This is a genomic window from Paenibacillus sp. FSL F4-0122 (assembly GCF_038002845.1).
Lineage (GTDB): Bacteria > Bacillota > Bacilli > Paenibacillales > Paenibacillaceae > Paenibacillus_AQ > Paenibacillus_AQ odorifer.
Map to the genome: position 1 here is coordinate 16,696 of NZ_JBBODI010000001.1, position 19,430 is coordinate 36,125.

A 19,430-nucleotide genomic window follows, 5' to 3' on the forward strand; every position below is an offset into this window, starting at 1 on the left:
CCACCGTGCCAACTATTCCTTCCTCATTATGATGTATGAGACTGAGATGCCGCTATTTCCGAAAAATAGCGTGTTTCAGCTTACGTTCGGACTCAGATGCAGCTATTCGTCTCCAAACACTCGCTTTCACACGATTCCTTAGCAATAAGAGCTATGCAGTCCGAAACCCCTGTAAAATGTGCAAAATATCAATAATAGCGGCCATACGGTCCGTTAGTTTAACACCGTTCACCTAGGTTCCGTTTATGGACCTTAAGAACACCATGCGCTCTGGCGGTGACTGTATTTAGAGATAGTTTCGTTAATTTGTTTGAGAACGCTGAGATTCATCAGTTGGATGCTATTGATCTACATGACTGCTGCTCAGCTACATAATTGCTAATTTAGCTATATGATAATTGCAAATAAAAAAGCCCCCAAATCACCATAGGAGCGAATTTAGGGGCTTTCTATTAAGCTATGATGCGGTCAAGAGGACTCGAACCTCCACGATATTGCTACCACTGGCACCTGAAGCCAGCGCGTCTGCCAATTCCGCCATGACCGCGTATTATGTAACTGGCGACCAAAACCGCCTGTACATAATACTATACTCCCTTTGCATATAAAACGCAAGGTTTTTGTATTATTGAATTGGGCTATATATAGACCTCATAGGCACAACCAATCAATATTATTCAGTTTATATATTTCTATTATAAGATCTCATATGGTACAACATAGATAAAGTATGGCGTTATGACGGAGATGTCTGAATAATCTATCAATAGAAAGGATGAATACTTATGAACCAGCAGTGGAATACCCAAACCTATGATACTGATATGGCCTTTGTGTCTCAGTTTGGAGAGTCTTTGATTGAGCTGCTTCGCCCACAGCCTGGCGAACAGATTATCGATTGGGGCTGTGGAACCGGAGATTTGGCGGCAGCCATTGCTGCTAGAGGCGCCACTGTGACAGGTATTGATGCCTCTGCCGAAATGATTCAGACAGCCCGTGACAAACATCCCCATCTAAGCTTTGTCTTAGCTGATGGGCAAACTTATGTCGCGGAACAGCCAGTCGATGCTGTGTTCAGCAACGCCGCCCTTCACTGGCTAACAGACGCAAACGGAGCGGCGGCGTCCATCGTTGCCAGCTTGCGGGTAGGCGGCCGTTTCGTGGCCGAGTTCGGTGGACTGGGCAATATTGCTTCCATCGTCGCTACACTTCCACAAGCTTTTGCAGCCATTGGCTGTAGTCATAAGCTGCATTTGCCCTGGTACTTCCCCAGCATTGGCGAGTACGCAACTCTATTAGAGAAGCACGGACTGACCGTGGACCTCGCTCTTTGTTTTGACCGGCCAACACCACTGGAAGGCTTGGAGCAAGGATTTCAGCGGTGGTTGAATACTTTTGCCGATGGAATCTTAAGTGTGCTCACACCCATTGAACGCGCAGAAGTTCTCTCTTCTATGGAACAGAAACTGAAACCCACGCTATATCAGGACGGCCGCTGGGTAATGGACTATCGTAGAATCCGGGTTGTTGCTTACAAACGAAGCTAATATAGATGAGAATTACTGCCCATGTTCAATAATCAAAAAAAGAGTGCACTGGCGCTTAGTACGCGTTAGTACACTCTTTTTACACGGGATCCTATTTTCTATCTCCAACGTACCGATCACTGCCAGCACCAAGTCCGACAACCATCAACAGCACACTTGCACCCAGCAGTAAAATCAATGGCACCGTCCAGCTGTTCGTTACATCATGCAGCCAGCCGAATAATGCCGGTCCCATTGCTGCCAGTACATAACCCACAGATTGGGCCATTCCTGACAGCTCCGCCGCTTCTTGCGTGCTTCTTGTTCTTAGACTGAAGAACATCATCGCAAGACCGAAGGCAAATCCCCCGGCAATACCAAAGCATATCGCCCATACAGCCATTAAAGCGCCGCTGCCTTGCCAGATGCCACCTAATGCGATGAAATAAAGAACAGCAGTGATTATAACTAGAATACGTTGGTTTTTCATCCGGCCTGCCCACAGCGGTACGAAGAAAGTAAAGGGTAGCTGTGCCAATTGCATGAGCGAGAGAAACCAACCCGCATTACTCGACGACATTCCCCGTTCACCGAGGAGAACCGAAAACCAGGCAATAAAGACGTAATAAAGCAGTGACTGTAAGCCCATAAAGATCGTGACTTTCCAAGCAAGAGATGAACGCCACATATTTTTGCTTGAGGCTGCACTCTTAGAGCCGGTTCCTTGATTAAGCTTACGCATTTGCGGAATCCAGAACACTGTTGCTAGAGCTGCGATCATAAACCAGATGGCCAAGGTCCCTCTCCAACCGAATCCAGCATTCGTTGCCAACGGTACACTAATTCCTGAGGCAATAGCTGCGCATAAATTCATAGAAACCGTGTAGATACCTGTCATTAGCCCGATTTTGTGAGGAAACTTCCCCTTAATAAGACCTGGAAGCAGTACATTACACACGGCAATAGATAATCCAAGTATAGCAGTACCTGTGAACAACAGACCTGCTCCAGATCCCGAGCGAATTAGAATTCCCATAGCCAGCATGACCATGGCAACTAATAACACATTAGCCAAACCAAAACGGCGGGCCAGCTTTGGAGCAAACGGGGACAAGATGGCAAAAGCTAATAATGGTAAAGTAGTAATAGCTCCCGCTAAAGTATTGGATAAGCCGAGGTCATCCTGAATCAATTGTATTAATGGACCCACAGAAGTAAATGGAGCCCGCAGCGCTGCAGCGATAAAAATAATTCCCAGCACAAGCAGCCAGCGATCATATTTGCTATCCATTAAGCTATTATTCTGAATCTGTCCTTCGCGTTGTGATGCTTTCATCGTGTATCCTCCTAAATTACAAACAAATAACCCCGCCAAGCAGAAAGCTTGTCAAGGATCTGAAATATTTAAACACTATGAACCATCATCTACTATTCTATTAGAAGTTACAACCCTTAAGTAATTTTATACCCGAATTATTGACAAAACCGCTGGCCATCTTTAGTATCCATATCATCGGGTAGTTGAGAATTAATTTCAATTGGACTCATATTTAAACCACAGAAAAGAGTGAACAGAATGCTTCGAAGGTTTTTTTCCTACTATCGTCCGTATAGAAAACTATTTATATTGGATTTCTCCTGCGCTGTTTTTGCGGGACTGCTAGAACTGGCTTTTCCGGTAGCCGTCAATAAATTTATTGATGATTTACTTCCTGGTCAAGATTGGCCGCTTATTCTTATCGCTTGTGTTGCGCTGCTGGCGATTTACGCCTTAAATACAGTGATGCAGTATATTGTCACTTACTGGGGTCACATGCTGGGCATAAATATCGAAACTGATATGCGCAAAAAAATGTTTGACCATATTCAGAAACTCTCGTTCCGATTCTTTGATAATAATAAAACAGGCCATCTAATCGGACGAATCACCAATGACTTAAATGATATCGGCGAAGTTGCGCATCACGGTCCTGAGGATGTATTTATTGCAATCATGACCCTTGTCGGAGCCTTTCTCCTAATGGCTGATATTAATCTGAAGCTGGCGATCATTACTTTTATTATCGTTCCAATTATGGCTTGGGTAATCATCTACTTCGGGCGCAATATGACTTCCACTTATCGTCAGCTATTTGGAAATGTAGGCAGTTTCAATGCCCGTATCGAAGACAATGTCGGTGGGATTCGGGTCGTGCAATCTTTTGCCAATGAGCAGCATGAACAAGAACTATTCGCAGTAGATAATCAAATGTTCCGCAAAACAAAACTTCTGGCTTATAAAATCATGGCTAGAAGCTTGTCCGTCAGCTATATGATGACCCGCCTCATTACCATCCTGGTGATGATCTGCGGCGCATGGTTCTTCATCAATGGCGAGCTGCAAATCGGTGAATTTGTGGCGTTTATCTTGTTGTCGAATATCTTCTTCCGACCTATCGAGAAAATCAATGCAGTGATCGAAAGTTATCCTAAAGGAATTGCCGGCTTCAGACGTTATCTGGAGATCATTGACACGGAACCTGACATCAGTGACAAACCGGATGCCGTGGAGATCAACGCTTTGCGCGGTGATATTACATTCCAGGATGTATCTTTTGGATACGAAGAGAATCGTCCGGTTCTGCAAAATATAAGCCTTAACGTAAAGGCTGGCGAAACCATTGCCTTTGTTGGACCGTCCGGCGCAGGTAAAACAACAATCTGCAGCCTGCTTCCGCGCTTCTATGATGTCACAGCCGGGGCCATCACGATTGATGGCATCGATATCCGTGACATGAAGCTGGAATCGCTGCGCAAACAAATCGGGATCGTGCAGCAGGATGTTTTCCTGTTCTCCGGGACAATTCGCGAGAATATCGCCTATGGGAAACTGGATGCAAAGCTGCCTGAAATCTGGGAAGCTGCGCGACGTGCTCATCTGGAGGAGCTCATTCAGAATCTGCCAGATGGAATGGAGACAGTCATCGGGGAGCGCGGTGTGAAATTGTCCGGTGGACAAAAGCAGCGCCTGGCTATCGCTCGCATGTTCCTCAAGAATCCGCCGATTCTGATTCTGGATGAAGCTACTTCCGCGCTGGACACAGAGACCGAAGCCGCGATTCAGCAATCCCTGGCTGATCTGTCCGTAGGCAGAACCACACTCGTCATCGCTCACCGTTTGACGACGATCAAAAATGCCGACCGGATTATGGTCGTGAATGAAGAAGGAATCGCTGAACAAGGCAGACATGAAGAATTAGTCCATGCTGGTGGAATTTACAGCCGTCTGCATCAGGCGCAATATAACTTTTAAAAAGTAATTTGCCACAGCTGGGCAAAAATGAAGCAAGCCTAGTCACCATGTTTTTGGCGACTAGGCTTGCTTTTTCGCGTAACTCCTCTATTTGCAGCAAACGTGATGCTTGATTAAGGAATTCCTCCCTGATTTTCTTTGGTTTATTGCTCTAATCCTTGCAATCAGGGAAAACCTCCCGCAGATTCACCCCAATTTGCTCATAATAGTGGAATTCAGGCGATATTTAGGGAGGATTTCCCTGAAAAGCTAAGTAACCAGCATAAATCAGCTATTTTCAGGGAGGTTTTCCCTAAAAATTAAAAACGGCACAATTAAAGCTCAGTTCCCCTAGTTTCGCTATTGCGGCTCTGTTCCCCATACCAGCACTCCGTTCCGATAAAGGGTCACCTTGTTCCAATCCGCATAAGCGGTCTGAAGTGAATTAAACGAATAATCATTGGCCTCGTTAAAATTGCTCCAATCTGTCTTGTGTATCCGGGTCTGAATATCCCCGGAAGCACCTCCAGCTGCAAGCATGCCCGCACCTGCGTTGAATTGTACTTCCAAGTAGTAATCTGCTCCCGTTCGAGGCGTGTCCAGCTTTACAAAACTGCCTGCTACCTTGCTGTTGCCGATCTGGGCATAATCGCAGAAAAAGGATTGCGGCTTGTCTCCATCGATCGTATACCAGTAACGGATGCTCAGCTCGCTAAGATCGACTGCAGTTGTGCCGTTATTTTTAATATTAAAATAGGGCTTCATCTGGTTGTCATTTGGGTTAGTATCCGCTGTCCGATACGCCACTGCAAGCCCGGTGACCGGTTCGACAGGCCCCGAGCCTTGCGGTGTAGCCATCGCTTGTACAGAATTGCTGCTCGTACCCGCACTATTGACAGCATTCACAACATAATAATAAGTCGTTCCGTTGCTAACGGCCGCATCGCTATAGCTCGTCCCGGTAGCCGTAGTCAGAGTGGTATAAGGGCCACCACTCGTAAGTGACCGTTTCACCGTATAGGAAGTTGCGCCCGCCGAGGTGCTCCAGCTAAGATTCACGAGCCCATTGCCTGCAGCTGCATTCAAGTTAGCAGGAGCAGCTGGAACTACGGGAGCTGCCACTGTCTCCAATACGGACCAGTAGGCCGGCTTAGATTGAAGGCGCTCATCAAATAATAAAGGCCAATTGTTGCGGGCTACCGGATAAGTGCGCAGCCAAGTATTACTGTCATCCTTCCCCCAGAGAGTGACATTCGTGACCGTATCCGTGTGCCTCAGGAAGATCTCAAATAATGATTTGTATAAAGCCGCTTGGCGCTGCTTCAAATGATCAGGGAAGGTCTCATAGGCTTGAGAATTATCAGAATACACACTAATATCCAGCTCAGTAATATGAGTTTCCAGCCCTAAAGCCTTGAACTTGATAATCGAATTTTCGATTTCAGAGAGCGAAGGATAATACAAGCTGATGTGCGTTTGATGCCCTACTCCGTCAATAGGAACCCCTTTAGCCTGAAGTCGTACAATCAGATTGTATAGTGCTTGGCTTTTGGCTGGCTCATGCGTATTGTAGTCATTGATGAACAGTTTTGCGTTAGGATCAGCTTCATGAGCGAACTGGAACGCCTTCTCAATGTACTCTTCACCCGCGATCTGGTACCACAGGCTGCGGCGCATGCCATCAGATTGCGAAGTGTCAATCACTTCGTTGACGACATCCCAAGCATAGATTTCACCTTTATAACGTTCCATAACGGTCTTAATATGACTCTTCATCCGCTCATATAACACCGTTTTGGAGACCAAATTACCACTGGCGTCACGGAACACCCAATCCGGTGTCTGCGAATGCCAGACCAGGGTATGTCCACGTACCTGCTGCCCATTTGCGGTAGCAAAAGCTACTGCCGTGTCAGCGTCAGCGAAATTAAACACACCTTCCTGCGGCTCCGTGCTGTCCCATTTCAGAACATTTCCTGGCGTTACACTATCAAAATGCTTGGATAACAATTGCCGATCCGGAGCTGTCAGCAGCTCACTATTCGTAAAAGCCGAGCCGATCAGAAATTTGTTTGCAAACACATCCTTCAGCGAAGGAATCGCATCCTCGATGACAATTGGACCGAGATCCGGTAGCTTTTCCAATCGAAAATCATCCAAATAAAAAGAAGTTGTCGCGCTACCCGGCACTTCAAAATAAATAGAAAGTTGATCTGCCGGCTCCAATAGCTTGTACTGCGCCTGAAGCTTCACCCAACCGTTCGCTGTCACTGCACCAAAGGTCAAATTGTCATAATGAATGGTAGAAGGTAATGTCCGCTGCAATGACATATAGATATTCGCGTTAGATGATCCGGCCGGCAGCTTCACCCATCCAATAAACACATAAGTTTGTCCCACTTCCAGCTGGCTAGTCACATCCAGTGAAGGTCCATGCCACGTTTTTGTTCGGCCGCTTACCTCCAGGCCATATGTGCCGCTGCGTGCCGCATCTGTTTTGGCCGTAAGCACCTCAACTTCCCCACGTCCACTCCAGCCCTGAACAGTACCATCTTCAAAATCGCTTTGCTGAATAAGCGTGTTCTCCGCATGTGCGGGTGCAGCCCAATACGCAGGTACAAGCAAACATAAAACCAAAACAAAATTAAGCGCTTTCAAAAAAGTTCCTTTTTTCATCGCTTCGATTCTCCCTTCTGAATTAGGTTCGAACCTTATTGCTTCGTTTCTTCCTGTCCCCGATACCGCTCGGGCCACACCACCTTCCTCATAAAAAAATCAGAGCCTATCCTCAGGAGGAACCAAGCTAGGCAGGTCATCCGTGAAGTATGGGCTCTATATCGCCATAATATCACATTTGTTTCCATTTATGGAACTAAAATTAATTATTTTCGATCTTATTTTACTTAAGCTGAACGGATCTGCGTTATCAGATCCGTTTAGCGTCGAAAAAACCCAAGAGACGACACCATTATGGTGTTGTCTCTTGGGTTACATAATATGCTGGCTGAATGTACGGGATTTCTACCGTTCATTTCGCCACTTCCAGCTGGATCAGCTCATTATACGGGAGTTCTACCGTATATTTCGCCACTTTCAGCTGGATCATCACATTGTACGGGATTTCTACCGTTCATTTTGGCGTTTCCAGTGGGATCCGCACAATGTACGGGATTTCTACCGTTCATTTCGTCACTTCCAGCTGGATCAGCTCATTATACGGGAGTTCTACCGTATATTTCGCCACTTCCAGCTGGATCAGCTCATTGTACGGGATTTCTACCGTTCATTTCGGCATTCCTAGTGCGTACAAGAAAATTATGCTAGTCAGCTATTGATTTTTCTTTCGTTACTATCATGATCAATAGTAAAAAAATCAAAACTAGTTGAATGCCTAAATATATTATAGGGAAAAAATAGATAAGACTTATCTGATCAAAGTCAGGCTTCATATCAAAAAACCTTAAATCAACAACCCCTGAACCCCTAGACTCTTTTCCTTGTAATTCTTTTAAATAAAATAGAATTCTCGTGCTAGGAACAATACTAATAACTAACCAAGAAATGTTGTACCTAAGCTTTTGCGTCTTTAAAGCTATCTTGCAAGACACATTCAGAAGAATTATTGGTGCTGCATACATTATAAACATTTGTTTTACTACTTCTACTTCCAACTTCCCCGTTTTCATTCCCAAAAGGTAGATAATTATTAAATGTAAGAAAATAACAATGGTAACTTGTAGGATTGCTTTCATCCTTGTGCTTCTAGATTCAGCTTTCAATCTATCACCTCTCACAAGTTATATTCTAATTTCTATAATTTCACAACGAAAACATAGAAATGCTGAGATAAAACAACAAATTAAAGAAGGAGCCGTGTAGTGAACACGACTCCCTCTTCCTATAAACCGCCTCAGTAGCGGCATATTTGCAAGGAGCTTAGCAATAAGCTGTCATCCTTGATTTATTTTTTCGCAATATGAACCTTCAGCTGCTTGCCCTTTACGGTGGTCTCTCTCATCGCTTGCAGCACCATTGCGCCTTTACCGTTCAAAATATCCACGTAGGTCACATTGTCCTGAATCGAGATAATCCCGATATCTTCGGCGGAAATACCTTCAAGCTTTGCTATTGTGCCGACAAAATCCACGGCTCTTAGCTTCTTTTTCTTGCCGCCGTTGAAGTATAGCTTCATAATCTCTTTGTTTAAGCTTTCGCTTTTGTCCTTTTTGCGGACAGGCTGCTTATTGATCTTCTGCTCGAACGCTTCCTTTGCGTAGGCAACTGCGTCGTCCGAAGGAGCTTTCATATGCGGAATGCTGAAGCCAATATAGCTTTCAATTTCAGTTACCCACTTCTGCTCATTCGGAGTGACAAAAGTGATCGCTTTACCCGTCTTGCCTGCACGCGCGGTTCTGCCTGTACGATGCACGTAGCTTTCTTTTTCCAGTGGAATATCGTAATTAATCACATGGGTGATATTCTCGATATCAATCCCTCTAGCCGCCACATCGGTAGCGATTAAATAGCGGAATTGCCCTCTTTTAAAAGCATTCATGACCTCAAAGCGCTCATCCTGCTCCATACCCCCATGGATCTTATCACAAGGATATTCCAGATCCGCCAGTCCTCTGAATACAGCATTCACCTGCTCCTGCGTACGGCAAAAAATAATACAGCTATCCGGATTCTCCACCGTTATGATATCGCTTAGCAAAGAGAATTTGGCAGCTTGTCTCACTTCAATCAACGCATGTTCAATCGTAGCCGTCGTAATTCCACTTGCCTGAATCTCGATATCCGTTGGATCGTTCATATATTTTCGGCACAAATTCTTAATGACTTCGGGTAAGGTAGCTGAGAATAACATGGTTACTCGTTCTTTGGGCAGCTGCTTGATGATCTTCTCGATCTGCTCAATAAAGCCCATGCTCAGCATTTCGTCAGCTTCATCGATGATCAAATATTTGATTCGATTTAGCGGAAGTGTGCCTCTTTCAATATGGTCAAATACGCGTCCAGGCGTACCTACGACAACATGTGTTTTTTGCGTAAGCTCTATCTTTTGGGGGGCAAAGGGCTGCTTGCCGAAAAGAGCAACTGCCTTAATCCGTTTAAAACGTCCGATGTTCGTAATATCCTCTTTCACCTGCATCGCAAGCTCTCGAGTTGGCGTAAGAATCAAAGCCTGCGGCTTATTCTCCACCCAATCCACCAGATCGCAAAGCGGAATACCATAAGCTCCCGTCTTGCCACTGCCTGTTTGCGATTTCACAATCAGATCCTTTTGCTGCAAAGCCACAGGAATTACCTTGCTCTGTACCTCCGTAGGTGTCATAAATTTCAGAACATCCAGTGCTTTAATTATCTCTTCGTCTAACTCATAATCTCTAAATTGCAATTCACTCATCGTTCAACCTCTTCTATGCCGATTGTTCTGGTTAAAGCGGAAACTCCGCGATCCTTCCATCTTGTGCATACTTATCATTATAACAGTTATTGGCGTCCTTGATTCCATTCCTTATAGAACTGGTCCAGAAAATTCAACATGAAATCATGCCGTTCTTCCGCTAACTTGCGTCCATAAGCCGTATTCATTAAGAATTTTAGTTTCAACAGCTTCTCATAAAAATGATTCACAGCCGTCCCCTTGCTATAATCCCTGTATTCCTTTTGCAGCGACTCCTCGCGTGGAGCCACTTCTGGATCATAAGCCGGACGTCCCTTTGCACCTGAGAAAATAAAGGTTCTGGCAATGCCAATCGCGCCAAGTGCATCTAGTCGATCTGCATCCTGCACCACTTGACCTTCCAGAGTCTGCATAGGTTCTCCTCCACCACCACTAAAGGACATCGTTTCAACGATCAGCATGATATGACGAATTTGCTCCTCCTCTGTAAGGTTTGCCGTGAGCCAAGTGTGGACTTTAAGCAGACCTGCTTCTTTTGACGGATTAAGCTTCTCGTCTGCAACATCATGCAGCAAGGCTGCCATCGTACAGATAAACACATCCGCACGCTCGATCTCAGCAATTTCACATGCCGTGCTGCGGACCCGATGGGTGTGCCACCAGTCATGACCCGTAGTATCTTGTCCCAGTTGTTCTTTAACAAATTCTTCCGCCCGGGCTATTATTAAAGGTTGATTCATCGTCAACAAGCTCCCTTCGCCTATGAAATATCGAAGCCCTATTATAGCTGATTGCCTGTCCATTCGCCTACTAAAAATCTTCGTTATAACAAATTCTTACTTGCACGACTCCAAATGATCCGCTATAATCGGCAGTAATCAAAATGTCGAAGGGAATTGATTCTGATGAACACCATAACAATCATGCTGAATCAACTTCATTATTATCACAAACAGCGTTAGCAACCCTGAAATTCTCAGGGAGGCTAACGCTACTCGCGTTGGCCTCCCTGCGGCATAGATCACGCGCAGGACCATGAGGTCCTGCGCGTTTTTTTATTCTCTAAACTATGCCAATTCAAAGGAGCTACTAATGATGCAAAACATTAAAGGAACTTATGATTACTTCGGAAAAGAGCAGGCGCTCAGAAAGAACATTCAAAATACGCTGCAGGATTTGTTCGAACTCTATGATTTTGAATCCATGGACACCACATTATTAAATGAACTGGATTTATTAACCTCGAAATATGCAGGTGGGGATGAAATTCTCAAGGAGATGTACCAACTAACCGATCAAGGCAACCGCAAGCTGGGCTTACGATATGATCTGACCATCCCTTTTGCCAAAGTGATCGCTTTAAATCCTGGAATAGAGTTTCCCTTCAAGCGTTATGAGATCGGAAAAGTATTCCGTGATGGTCCCGTGAAACGTGGGCGCCTGCGTGAATTTCTGCAATGCGATGTTGATGTCGTTGGTATTTCAGGACCTGAGGCGGAAGCTGAATTGATGCAGCTGGCCACAGAAGCTTTTCGCAAGCTGGATATCCCGATCATCCTAAAATGGAACAACAGACGTTTTCTCGGTGAGATTCTGGAATCGATTGGTGTACCTGCTGAGGACCAGTTGTCCGTTATGCTAACCTTGGATAAATTAGAAAAAACCACCCTCAGCGGCGTGAAAAATGAATTGATCAGCAAGGAAATCAAACCTACAACCATCGCTGCTATCCTAGAGCTTATCGAAACGGACAATCCAAGCTTTGAGCAGTTATGCGAAAAATATAGTCTTACCGGACAACCGGGAGCGATGGAGGTTCTTGTCCTGCAAAAGCTGCTCCAAGACATTCAGCTGCAACAGACTTGTCGTTTCGATCCTTTTTTATCCCGCGGGCTTTCTTTCTACACTGGAACCGTCTACGAGATCTTTGATGCATCCGGTTCCTTTACCTCAAGCTTGGGGGGTGGAGGCAGATATGACGCTATCATCGGACAGCTAGTGGGCAGAGAGGATATTCAATATCCTACGGTTGGCTTATCTTTTGGTATGGAGTCTATCATGGCGCTCCTTGCAGAACGTCCTATCCAAGAGCACAAGACAGCAGAGGTTATGGTCATTCCGATTGGCGAGACGCTCCCACAGGCTTTAATTGCAGCCGCCGAGCTCCGTGCCTGTTCTATCCGAACCACTCTGGTATCCGGTAAAAGAAAACTTAAAAAGCAACTCGCCACAGCCTCATCCAAAAAAATTCGTTACGTTATTCTGATCGGCGAGAGTGAATCCAGTGTGGATAAGGTGCGGCTGAAGGATATGAAGGAACAAACAGAGGTTATAGTTCCATTAGATGAAGCCATCTACCTTATTACTGGCTAAACTACTGCCTGATATTCTTTTAGAAAGATTCGCATAAAAAAAAAGACCCCGCCGGCGACCGGCGGGGTAAAGTCTATATATAGGGGAGGTTATACATGTACTATAACCCTGCAAGCTTAATATTTTATGAAAAATAGATAAGGATTCCCTTAATTCATTTCAAACCCTTAGATCTTAAACTTATCTACTAACCCCTGAAGTTCTTTGGCACTTTGAGTATTTTCATCAGCCATAGTAACCTCTAGGAATGTTTTTTCCACGATATCCGCCGTTTTCACCGCGATATCCTGAATCCCTATAGCTCCTTCGTTTACTGTAGCAGCTACTTCATTAACGGCAATATTAATACTTGATATGGCCATACTCAAATGATCGGCTGCGCTCTCGAATTGTTTTAACAGCGTATTTACAGTAGCAGCATCACTGTTGTATTGCTGACTTACCTCAGTTAATCGTTCATAATCTGCTAGAACATTCTGGTCAATAAAAGAAAGTAATGCCTCAGAATTCTCCTTCATGGATTCAACAGAGGAATATACACCTGTTACCACACCTTGAATTCCAGCCGCAATCTTAGACGATTTCTCAGCCAACTTCCGAATCTCACCAGCTACAACCGCAAAACCTTTACCTGCCTCACCCGCTCTTGCCGCTTCTATAGCTGCATTCAGGGCCAGCAGATTGGTCTGACTGGCAATGGATAGAATCGTATCTGTCAGTACATTAATCTCTGCAATCGCGCTCGACTGCTCAATCGCTTTTTCCATATCGATTCGCACGGATTCATAAATTTGTTTAGCATTCGTCGTAGATTCTGTTGCCTCATCTTGGAGAGTCAGCGCCCGCTCACTAATTTGTCTAGAAACGGCAGCGCCTTCCTTCACATTATTGGTGATCCCGGATACATTGTTATCAATTTCAGTAATTGCTGCTGTCATTTCCTCTGTGGAGGCTGCGGTCTCTTCCATACCTGCCGATAGCTGCTGCGTAGTCGCTGAATTATCGTGGGCATTTTCCCGCACATCTATAGACAGCTTCTCCAGCGTTTCTGCATTTTCAAGCACTTTGGACGAGATCGTAATTAAGCTTCCAGCCATCTCACGAAGTGTAGCCCGGGTGCGGAACATCGCTTTGGCGATCGTCCCTGTCTCATCTTTGTTTTTAGTCAAATACTCATACTCTGAGTCATGCGTCAAATTCAATTCTGCCGTTTTATTAATCATGTCCGTTAGTTTAACAATCGGAGAAGAGATTTTTTTAGCAAAATAAAGAGCAATCAGCAAGGCAATAATTAAACTTCCCACACCAAGAAATAAGTTGAAATTTCTCATATCAGTGACAGGTTTCACGATTTCATCAAGGTCTGCGGTTAATACAAGCAACCAGTGCGTCTCAGGCAAAACTGTATAGGTAGATTTTTTTTCCACACCATTATATGTATTATTTAGCAGGCCATCCGCTACCTTCTCACCAGATTTCACACGCTCCATAACAGCTGCGATCTGCGTATTCTCAATAGGCTGACCAATTTGTGTTTTATCCGGATAATATAATTTATTGCCGTTCTCATCCAGTAAATAAGCGTAAGAGCTCGTCGTGTTTACCACTTTGGTATCGGCCAAATACTTAATCATACTATCTGCGGAAACAGCTGAAGCAATAAATCCAATCATCTTTCCATTACTCTTTACGGGCTGTACAAAAGCCACTACATAAGCTCCTGTAGATTTTGATTTCAGCGTTTCACTGATCACAGGCTCAGCCGTCTCCATTACTCTTTTCGTATAATCTCTTTCACTAAAATCTGTCCCTATAAGCTTAGTATCACTGTCAGCCACACTAATACCTTTCATATCACTGACAAGAATGTGCTCAAGGTTCCCTGCTTCCTCCACAATGCTTTGAAGACTGGCGTTCACCTCATTCTGAAGCTTATCACCTTTACTAACTCCACCATTCCCAGCTTGCAGCAGTAGATCAACAATTTCCGAGCGGCTCGCAATAAGCTCTGTGCTTCTCTGCTCTTTTGCTATCATGGCTGATATGGTCTGAGCTTTGTTCGTATTGACCTGCTTCATAGAATTCTCAGTAAGATTCACAATCGCCTGAGTTGATTTCAAATACGTAAATATCCCCATTACAGAAATACATAAAAGGGTCACACCTATCATAACAAGTGATAACTTTAGGCGAATCTTCATATTCTTTTCATCCTTCCGACTCCTTGTTCATTTGCGAACAATGAAATTGTAAATAATACAATTACTATCGGGTGGCAAAGTTGAATAGTGAATATAAATCGCGCAAAAATAAGAAATATATCATAAAATGTCGAAAATTTTCATGTAAATGAATAAAATATCACAGCTTTTAGGTCATATATCCTTCACAAACCGGCTAACAAGACCTATCATCTGTCCTAGAAGAAGCAGAGGGTTCTATCTGAGAGGCAGTATTCACTTGCATTAATGCACCCTCACTTAACAGTCGTTTAGTTCTACTACGTAAAAATAGACCAGACATCGCAGCGAGTATTTGTTGGAACAACATCCCCGAAATTACTGGAAGCGCGACAGCAGGAGGAAAATATTTCACTGCTAATACAGCTCCCGCACTTAAATTCCGCATACCCGAATTAAACTGCACCGCCACGGAATCTTCATAACTAAAGCGGAAACGGCGTGACACCAAAGCTCCGATTACATAGCCAAGCACAACGGTTATGAAGGTCACTCCAATTATGATCGCTAATTTGCCATCCGGATGTTTCAGATAACGGGCAATACTGGCCCCATTAATAGAAACAACTATAAACAATCCGACTTTAACAAACGGAGCAAGCGGCGGTCCACATACCGTATTGACTTTCCCTTTTGTCCATTGATTCAGCAGCATCCCAACTACAGAAGGAATGACTACCATCCATAGCAGCCCTTTCATCATATCAGCTAGCTGAATTTCCACACTCGCTCCCATCAGCAAATATAAGGTACCCGGGACAACAATTGGCGACAAGAGCGTATCAATCAGAATAAGGGCTAATGTCAATGCAATATTTCCTCCGTACATCGACACCCATACCACACTTACAACACCTGTAGGAATCGCGAACAGCAATACATAACCAGTCACTGTATATGGATCTCCCGGAAAAAAAGCCATGGCTGCAAGCCAGCCGATCAGCGGCATTACAATATGTAAAATTACCATTAGAATAATCAGCTTCTGGGGTTTCAGAAGTACCCCTAGCAGGTCCTTTAGGTTGGACTTCAAGCTACCGATCAGCGTCATTACAGCGAAAATCCAGGGCACGAGACCTGTGAACGGCAGCAGTCTGCTTTCGTTAAGCACACCGACCACGATGGCTGTGGGTGTTAATAACGGCATAATCTTTTCTAGAACAACATTAGATTTGATAAGTCCATTTCTTATATTAGCAAACACTTGGCAGTACACCTTATGTATGAAGCTCATACATTCCTTATCTGTGTTTTTTATTAAGTCTACCATAAAAAAATAGGAACCAATTCTTAAATTGGTCCCTCGAAGTAATCTATATAGAGTGTTAAACTTCTAAGCCTTGTGGAAACAATGCATCCAGCGCTGGGCAAGGTTGCTTATCCAAAAACTGTGCCAATGGCGCTGGCATATTATTGTATAAATCTTTTAGTGAAGTTCCTTGATAAATGTTGCCGATAATCACCGGATGGCAAAGCTCTGAAATCAAAATGTCGCCATTTCCATGCAAATGAAGCTGCTTCTTCCCCTCTATACAGTGAGGAAAATACACACCCGGCTGCTCTTCGAACCCAAGGGCGTCCATAAAGCGGTCCATGCAGGTGAAATACAGAATCGTATCTTCTTTCTTCCGTGCGATCAGCTCACTCACTGCATTCTTTAATTGTTCCCGCGCAGCTATCGACTTCCACCCTGTATGATCCATGATAATACTGTTCTGAATTTCATGTGTGCGCACGCCCATTGCGTAGACATGATCGCTGATCTCCTTCATATTATCCTGGGTTTCACTGAACAGCAGCGTCTCCAGCACAGTATCTACACTTGTTGCGGCGAACAGGGTAATATTTTCTCTTATTTTCTCATAAATGCTTGGATGAATATTATAATATTTTGAGAAAGCTTCCGCAGTAGTAAAATTGAAGGAAATATGTATGGTCGTTAATCCTGCGGAAACCAATTGGCCAATTCGTTCAGCATTTAAAAGACTGCCGTTGGAATTCAGTTGTGTCTGAATCCCTCTGGATGCGCAGTAGGTTACAATCTCCACACAGTCATCGAACTTCAGCGTCACTTCTCCACCTGATAAACGTACTCTTTTAAGGCCTGGAAGTTCGTCCAGAATGCGGATGACCTCTTTGGCTTTGATGCTTTGTCCATCATTTCTATTATATGCACAGCAATAATCGCAGCGGAAATTACAGTTCGAAGTTACCCCTATTTCTAACCCTTCCAGCTCATAAGTAAGCGGTTTGTCGAGCTCTAATGCTTTATATCTCATACTCTAAAGTCCTCCTGAAAAATAATGAATTTAGTTCAAAAGTTCAACCTTAGAGATTATATAGGTTTATAGCTTAGGTTAATGTGAGTTTTATAACATTCGAGTGTACGGTTTGATTAACGAATACTGATCTGCCGCTGCTTATTTCCAGATTTCTATGATCTCACTTGATAAACGAGTCCATTGAACAACACTCAAATTTTCACCATAATCGTAGTCGGAAGCGCATGCGTAATCACTTTCAGATACGCGTAGTAACCTGTAACGGACTCCAGTGCACCTATTGACCGAAAAAACGCCCAATAAGTGCCTTTTGCAATGAATAGCGTCAGCGGAGTCCGAAATCATGTTTTGATAGCTGATAACATACAAATAACGTCATCCGAGTCCGGAAGCCTCGTGGAGTGATGGATAAACCGATACGCATTCAGGCATATATGTTACAGGTTATCTTCAAACTGGTGAAACCTATAAAACCTGGGGTTATGGGCTTTACTACCATTTCGTCCATCGAGAATGGAACTGTAATCGAGTAGTAGAGTTTGTTTTTAATGTCCACCGACACTTTTTATAGGGATATAAAGATCAACTTTTGCTTTACCTTCAGGGTCTGTATATGGATCATTCATACAAAATTCGAGCGCATACCGATCATCCGGTTCATAATCACTATTAGGTAGCCATTGACCGTACACACTTTGATAGGCAATAGCCAATTTGTCGATCGTATCATAAAACGGATATAAGGCATAAAGACCACCAGATAAAGTTTTGAACTCTACGCTCGAATCACCCTCTTTAACAAACTCTTCTGGAATGGTTATGCAGGCATCATATCTACAAGAGTATTCGTCAGTCACGCTGGGATCATCTAAAGAAATACCAATGAAGTATTCTGTTGAGGGTAAATCATTTTTCTCAACCCACTTGCTGAGTGTTCCCCATGCCTTATACGTTTCAAGATAGCTGCCAACATGCCTTACGTATGCCACTTGATAACTTGGAAGTTCTTTTACCTCAATGTTCATTTCCCATACTCTCCTTAAAAAATTATTATTTATGTTGATACTCACATCATAATTTTTAGAAGGAGACAATTCTTCCTGATTATTGCTGGACATTAACTGATAATTGCTATGTTCTTGCATTGACCTTCTCATCTCGCTTGGGGTTGTCTTAAACAGTTTCCTAAAGGATGAATTAAAACTTGAGATGGAACTAAAACCGCATAGAATTGAGATATCTAGCATGGTTTTATTGGTTGTTTCAAGATAGGTAACCGCGTGATGTAGACGTCTTTCCGTCAGATAGGTCATTGGTGTTTTATTTGTAATTGCAGAAAAAACTCTAGAAAAATGATACTTAGAAAAATTAGAAACTTCAGCTAGCGTTTCTAGATTTATCTCTTGATCTAAGTTGTCCTCGATAAAATGAAGAACCGTCTGAATACGCACCCTGTAATCATTGTTCACTAGACCTACCTCAATCCCGTGATGATAAAATGATTTTTCCTTATTTATTTTCTTCGCCCTATATACAACAGATGAGAGGAAATCCCCAAAATGGATGGATCCTTTGCTGCGTTAATGAGAAATTCAAAGAGCTCCTCATGCTCACCCCGGTCTGTCCAGTATTGTTTCTGCTCATTTGTCAGTAATGCTCCGAGGCTAGAAGAACCAATTAAATCAATGGTTCGAAATCCATTCTCCTCCATGAAAGGTTTTATATCCTCAATATTGAAGTAATAAGCTCCCGTAAACCTACCTTCATCTTTATGATTAAAAATCCCGCTATCATAAAACTCTTGTATTGAATCCATGTTGTCATTAGGCTTCCAATGTTGTGGGAACTGTAAGGATGTAAGAGTCATTCTCATCCGACTTTGAAAGGCTACAAATACGATGCCATTCTTCCTTGTCACACGAAACAATTCCTTAACTGCTAAAATCCGATCCTCTTCTTCTTGCAAATGATATAAAGGGCCTAACATCAGAGAAGCATCAAAGCTTTCGTCAGATACTCCCTCTAAACTAGTTGCATTCAGCACATGAAAACCTTTAAATTGCTCAGTTAATCCTAATTCATTAACCTTCTGCTGAGCTATTTCAACTAACTTAGGGGTAAGATCCGATAACGTTACGTTATAGCCCAGCTTCGCCAGCTCCATGGCATATTTACCGGGCCCAGCACCATTATCCAGTATAGATTGTGCGGTAGTTAAATACTGTTTTATATAATGCAGATTAATGATGAACTCCAGCGGCTCCCTATCCAATCTTCCCCACTCATCAAATTGGGAGTAATATTCAATAATATTGCCCATTACCAAAACAC

The 19,430-nt window shown here is 43.6% G+C and carries 14 protein-coding genes and 1 tRNA gene; 4 read left to right on the forward strand and 11 right to left on the reverse strand.

Translation table 11 applies throughout. The features are described from left to right. Positions 1 to 463: 463 nt before the first annotated feature. Positions 464 to 547, reverse strand: a tRNA-Leu gene (locus tag MHH49_RS00100). A gap of 238 nt (positions 548 to 785) precedes the next feature. On the opposite strand from MHH49_RS00100, the gene MHH49_RS00105 reads away from it, so the two are divergent. Continuing rightward, positions 786 to 1,547 (forward strand): methyltransferase domain-containing protein, encoded by a 762-nt coding sequence (locus tag MHH49_RS00105; RefSeq protein WP_076107474.1) that lies wholly within the window; start codon positions 786 to 788, stop codon positions 1,545 to 1,547. Between the two features lie 91 nt (positions 1,548 to 1,638). Here MHH49_RS00105 and MHH49_RS00110 read toward each other — a convergent pair whose 3' ends face one another. Continuing rightward, the gene (locus MHH49_RS00110; RefSeq protein ID WP_244886503.1) at positions 1,639 to 2,817 is read right to left on the reverse strand and encodes a CynX/NimT family MFS transporter; all 1,179 of its coding nucleotides are present in this window, start codon (positions 2,815 to 2,817) and stop codon (positions 1,639 to 1,641) included. A 285-nt stretch (positions 2,818 to 3,102) separates the two neighbouring features. Between MHH49_RS00110 and MHH49_RS00115 the strand changes: the two genes are divergently transcribed. After that, a complete protein-coding gene (locus tag MHH49_RS00115; RefSeq protein WP_036679350.1) occupies positions 3,103 to 4,818 on the forward strand; it encodes an ABC transporter ATP-binding protein in 1,716 nt (571 codons plus the stop codon). A gap of 339 nt (positions 4,819 to 5,157) precedes the next feature. On the opposite strand, the gene MHH49_RS00120 is transcribed toward MHH49_RS00115, so the two are convergent. Beyond that, the gene (locus tag MHH49_RS00120; RefSeq protein ID WP_076107477.1) at positions 5,158 to 7,473 is read right to left on the reverse strand and encodes an endo-1,4-beta-xylanase; all 2,316 of its coding nucleotides are present in this window, start codon (positions 7,471 to 7,473) and stop codon (positions 5,158 to 5,160) included. 332 nt (positions 7,474 to 7,805) lie between these two features. Between MHH49_RS00120 and MHH49_RS00125 the strand changes: the two genes are divergently transcribed. Next, positions 7,806 to 8,132 (forward strand): hypothetical protein, encoded by a 327-nt coding sequence (locus MHH49_RS00125; RefSeq protein WP_341137820.1) that lies wholly within the window; start codon positions 7,806 to 7,808, stop codon positions 8,130 to 8,132. On the opposite strand, the gene MHH49_RS00130 is transcribed toward MHH49_RS00125, so the two are convergent. The 3 genes from MHH49_RS00130 to MHH49_RS00140 form a co-directional block, all read right to left on the reverse strand. Then, positions 8,118 to 8,576, reverse strand: a complete 459-nt coding sequence (locus MHH49_RS00130) for a hypothetical protein (RefSeq protein ID WP_036679346.1) — start codon at positions 8,574 to 8,576, stop codon at positions 8,118 to 8,120. The two genes, MHH49_RS00125 and MHH49_RS00130, sit on opposite strands and share 15 nt — an antisense overlap. A 182-nt stretch (positions 8,577 to 8,758) precedes the next feature. Next, positions 8,759 to 10,204 (reverse strand): DEAD/DEAH box helicase, encoded by a 1,446-nt coding sequence (locus MHH49_RS00135; protein WP_036679344.1) that lies wholly within the window; start codon positions 10,202 to 10,204, stop codon positions 8,759 to 8,761. 86 nt (positions 10,205 to 10,290) lie between these two features. Further along, a complete protein-coding gene (locus MHH49_RS00140) occupies positions 10,291 to 10,944 on the reverse strand; it encodes an HD domain-containing protein (RefSeq protein ID WP_036679342.1) in 654 nt (217 codons plus the stop codon). Positions 10,945 to 11,296: 352 nt separating this feature from the next. Between MHH49_RS00140 and MHH49_RS00145 the strand changes: the two genes are divergently transcribed. Beyond that, positions 11,297 to 12,577: a histidine--tRNA ligase gene (locus MHH49_RS00145; protein WP_305953602.1), complete on the forward strand. Its 1,281-nt coding sequence runs from the start codon at positions 11,297 to 11,299 to the stop codon at positions 12,575 to 12,577. Positions 12,578 to 12,744: 167 nt separating this feature from the next. On the opposite strand, the gene MHH49_RS00150 is transcribed toward MHH49_RS00145, so the two are convergent. The 5 genes from MHH49_RS00150 to MHH49_RS00170 all read right to left on the reverse strand — a co-directional run bounded on the left by MHH49_RS00150 (position 12,745) and on the right by MHH49_RS00170 (position 19,419). Next, positions 12,745 to 14,778 (reverse strand): methyl-accepting chemotaxis protein, encoded by a 2,034-nt coding sequence (locus tag MHH49_RS00150; protein WP_036679339.1) that lies wholly within the window; start codon positions 14,776 to 14,778, stop codon positions 12,745 to 12,747. A 196-nt stretch (positions 14,779 to 14,974) separates the two neighbouring features. Next, positions 14,975 to 16,021, reverse strand: a complete 1,047-nt coding sequence (locus tag MHH49_RS00155; RefSeq protein WP_235219427.1) for a bile acid:sodium symporter family protein — start codon at positions 16,019 to 16,021, stop codon at positions 14,975 to 14,977. 121 nt (positions 16,022 to 16,142) lie between these two features. Further along, positions 16,143 to 17,096, reverse strand: coding sequence for a radical SAM protein (locus MHH49_RS00160; RefSeq protein ID WP_036679337.1), 954 nt, complete (start codon positions 17,094 to 17,096; stop codon positions 16,143 to 16,145). A 548-nt stretch (positions 17,097 to 17,644) separates the two neighbouring features. After that, positions 17,645 to 18,568: an AraC family transcriptional regulator gene (locus MHH49_RS00165; RefSeq protein WP_080742455.1), complete on the reverse strand. Its 924-nt coding sequence runs from the start codon at positions 18,566 to 18,568 to the stop codon at positions 17,645 to 17,647. Positions 18,569 to 18,612: 44 nt separating this feature from the next. After that, positions 18,613 to 19,419 carry a class I SAM-dependent methyltransferase gene (locus tag MHH49_RS00170; RefSeq protein ID WP_036679449.1) on the reverse strand — a complete coding sequence of 269 codons (807 nt, stop codon included), beginning with the start codon at positions 19,417 to 19,419 and terminating at the stop codon, positions 18,613 to 18,615. Positions 19,420 to 19,430: the final 11 nt, after the last annotated feature.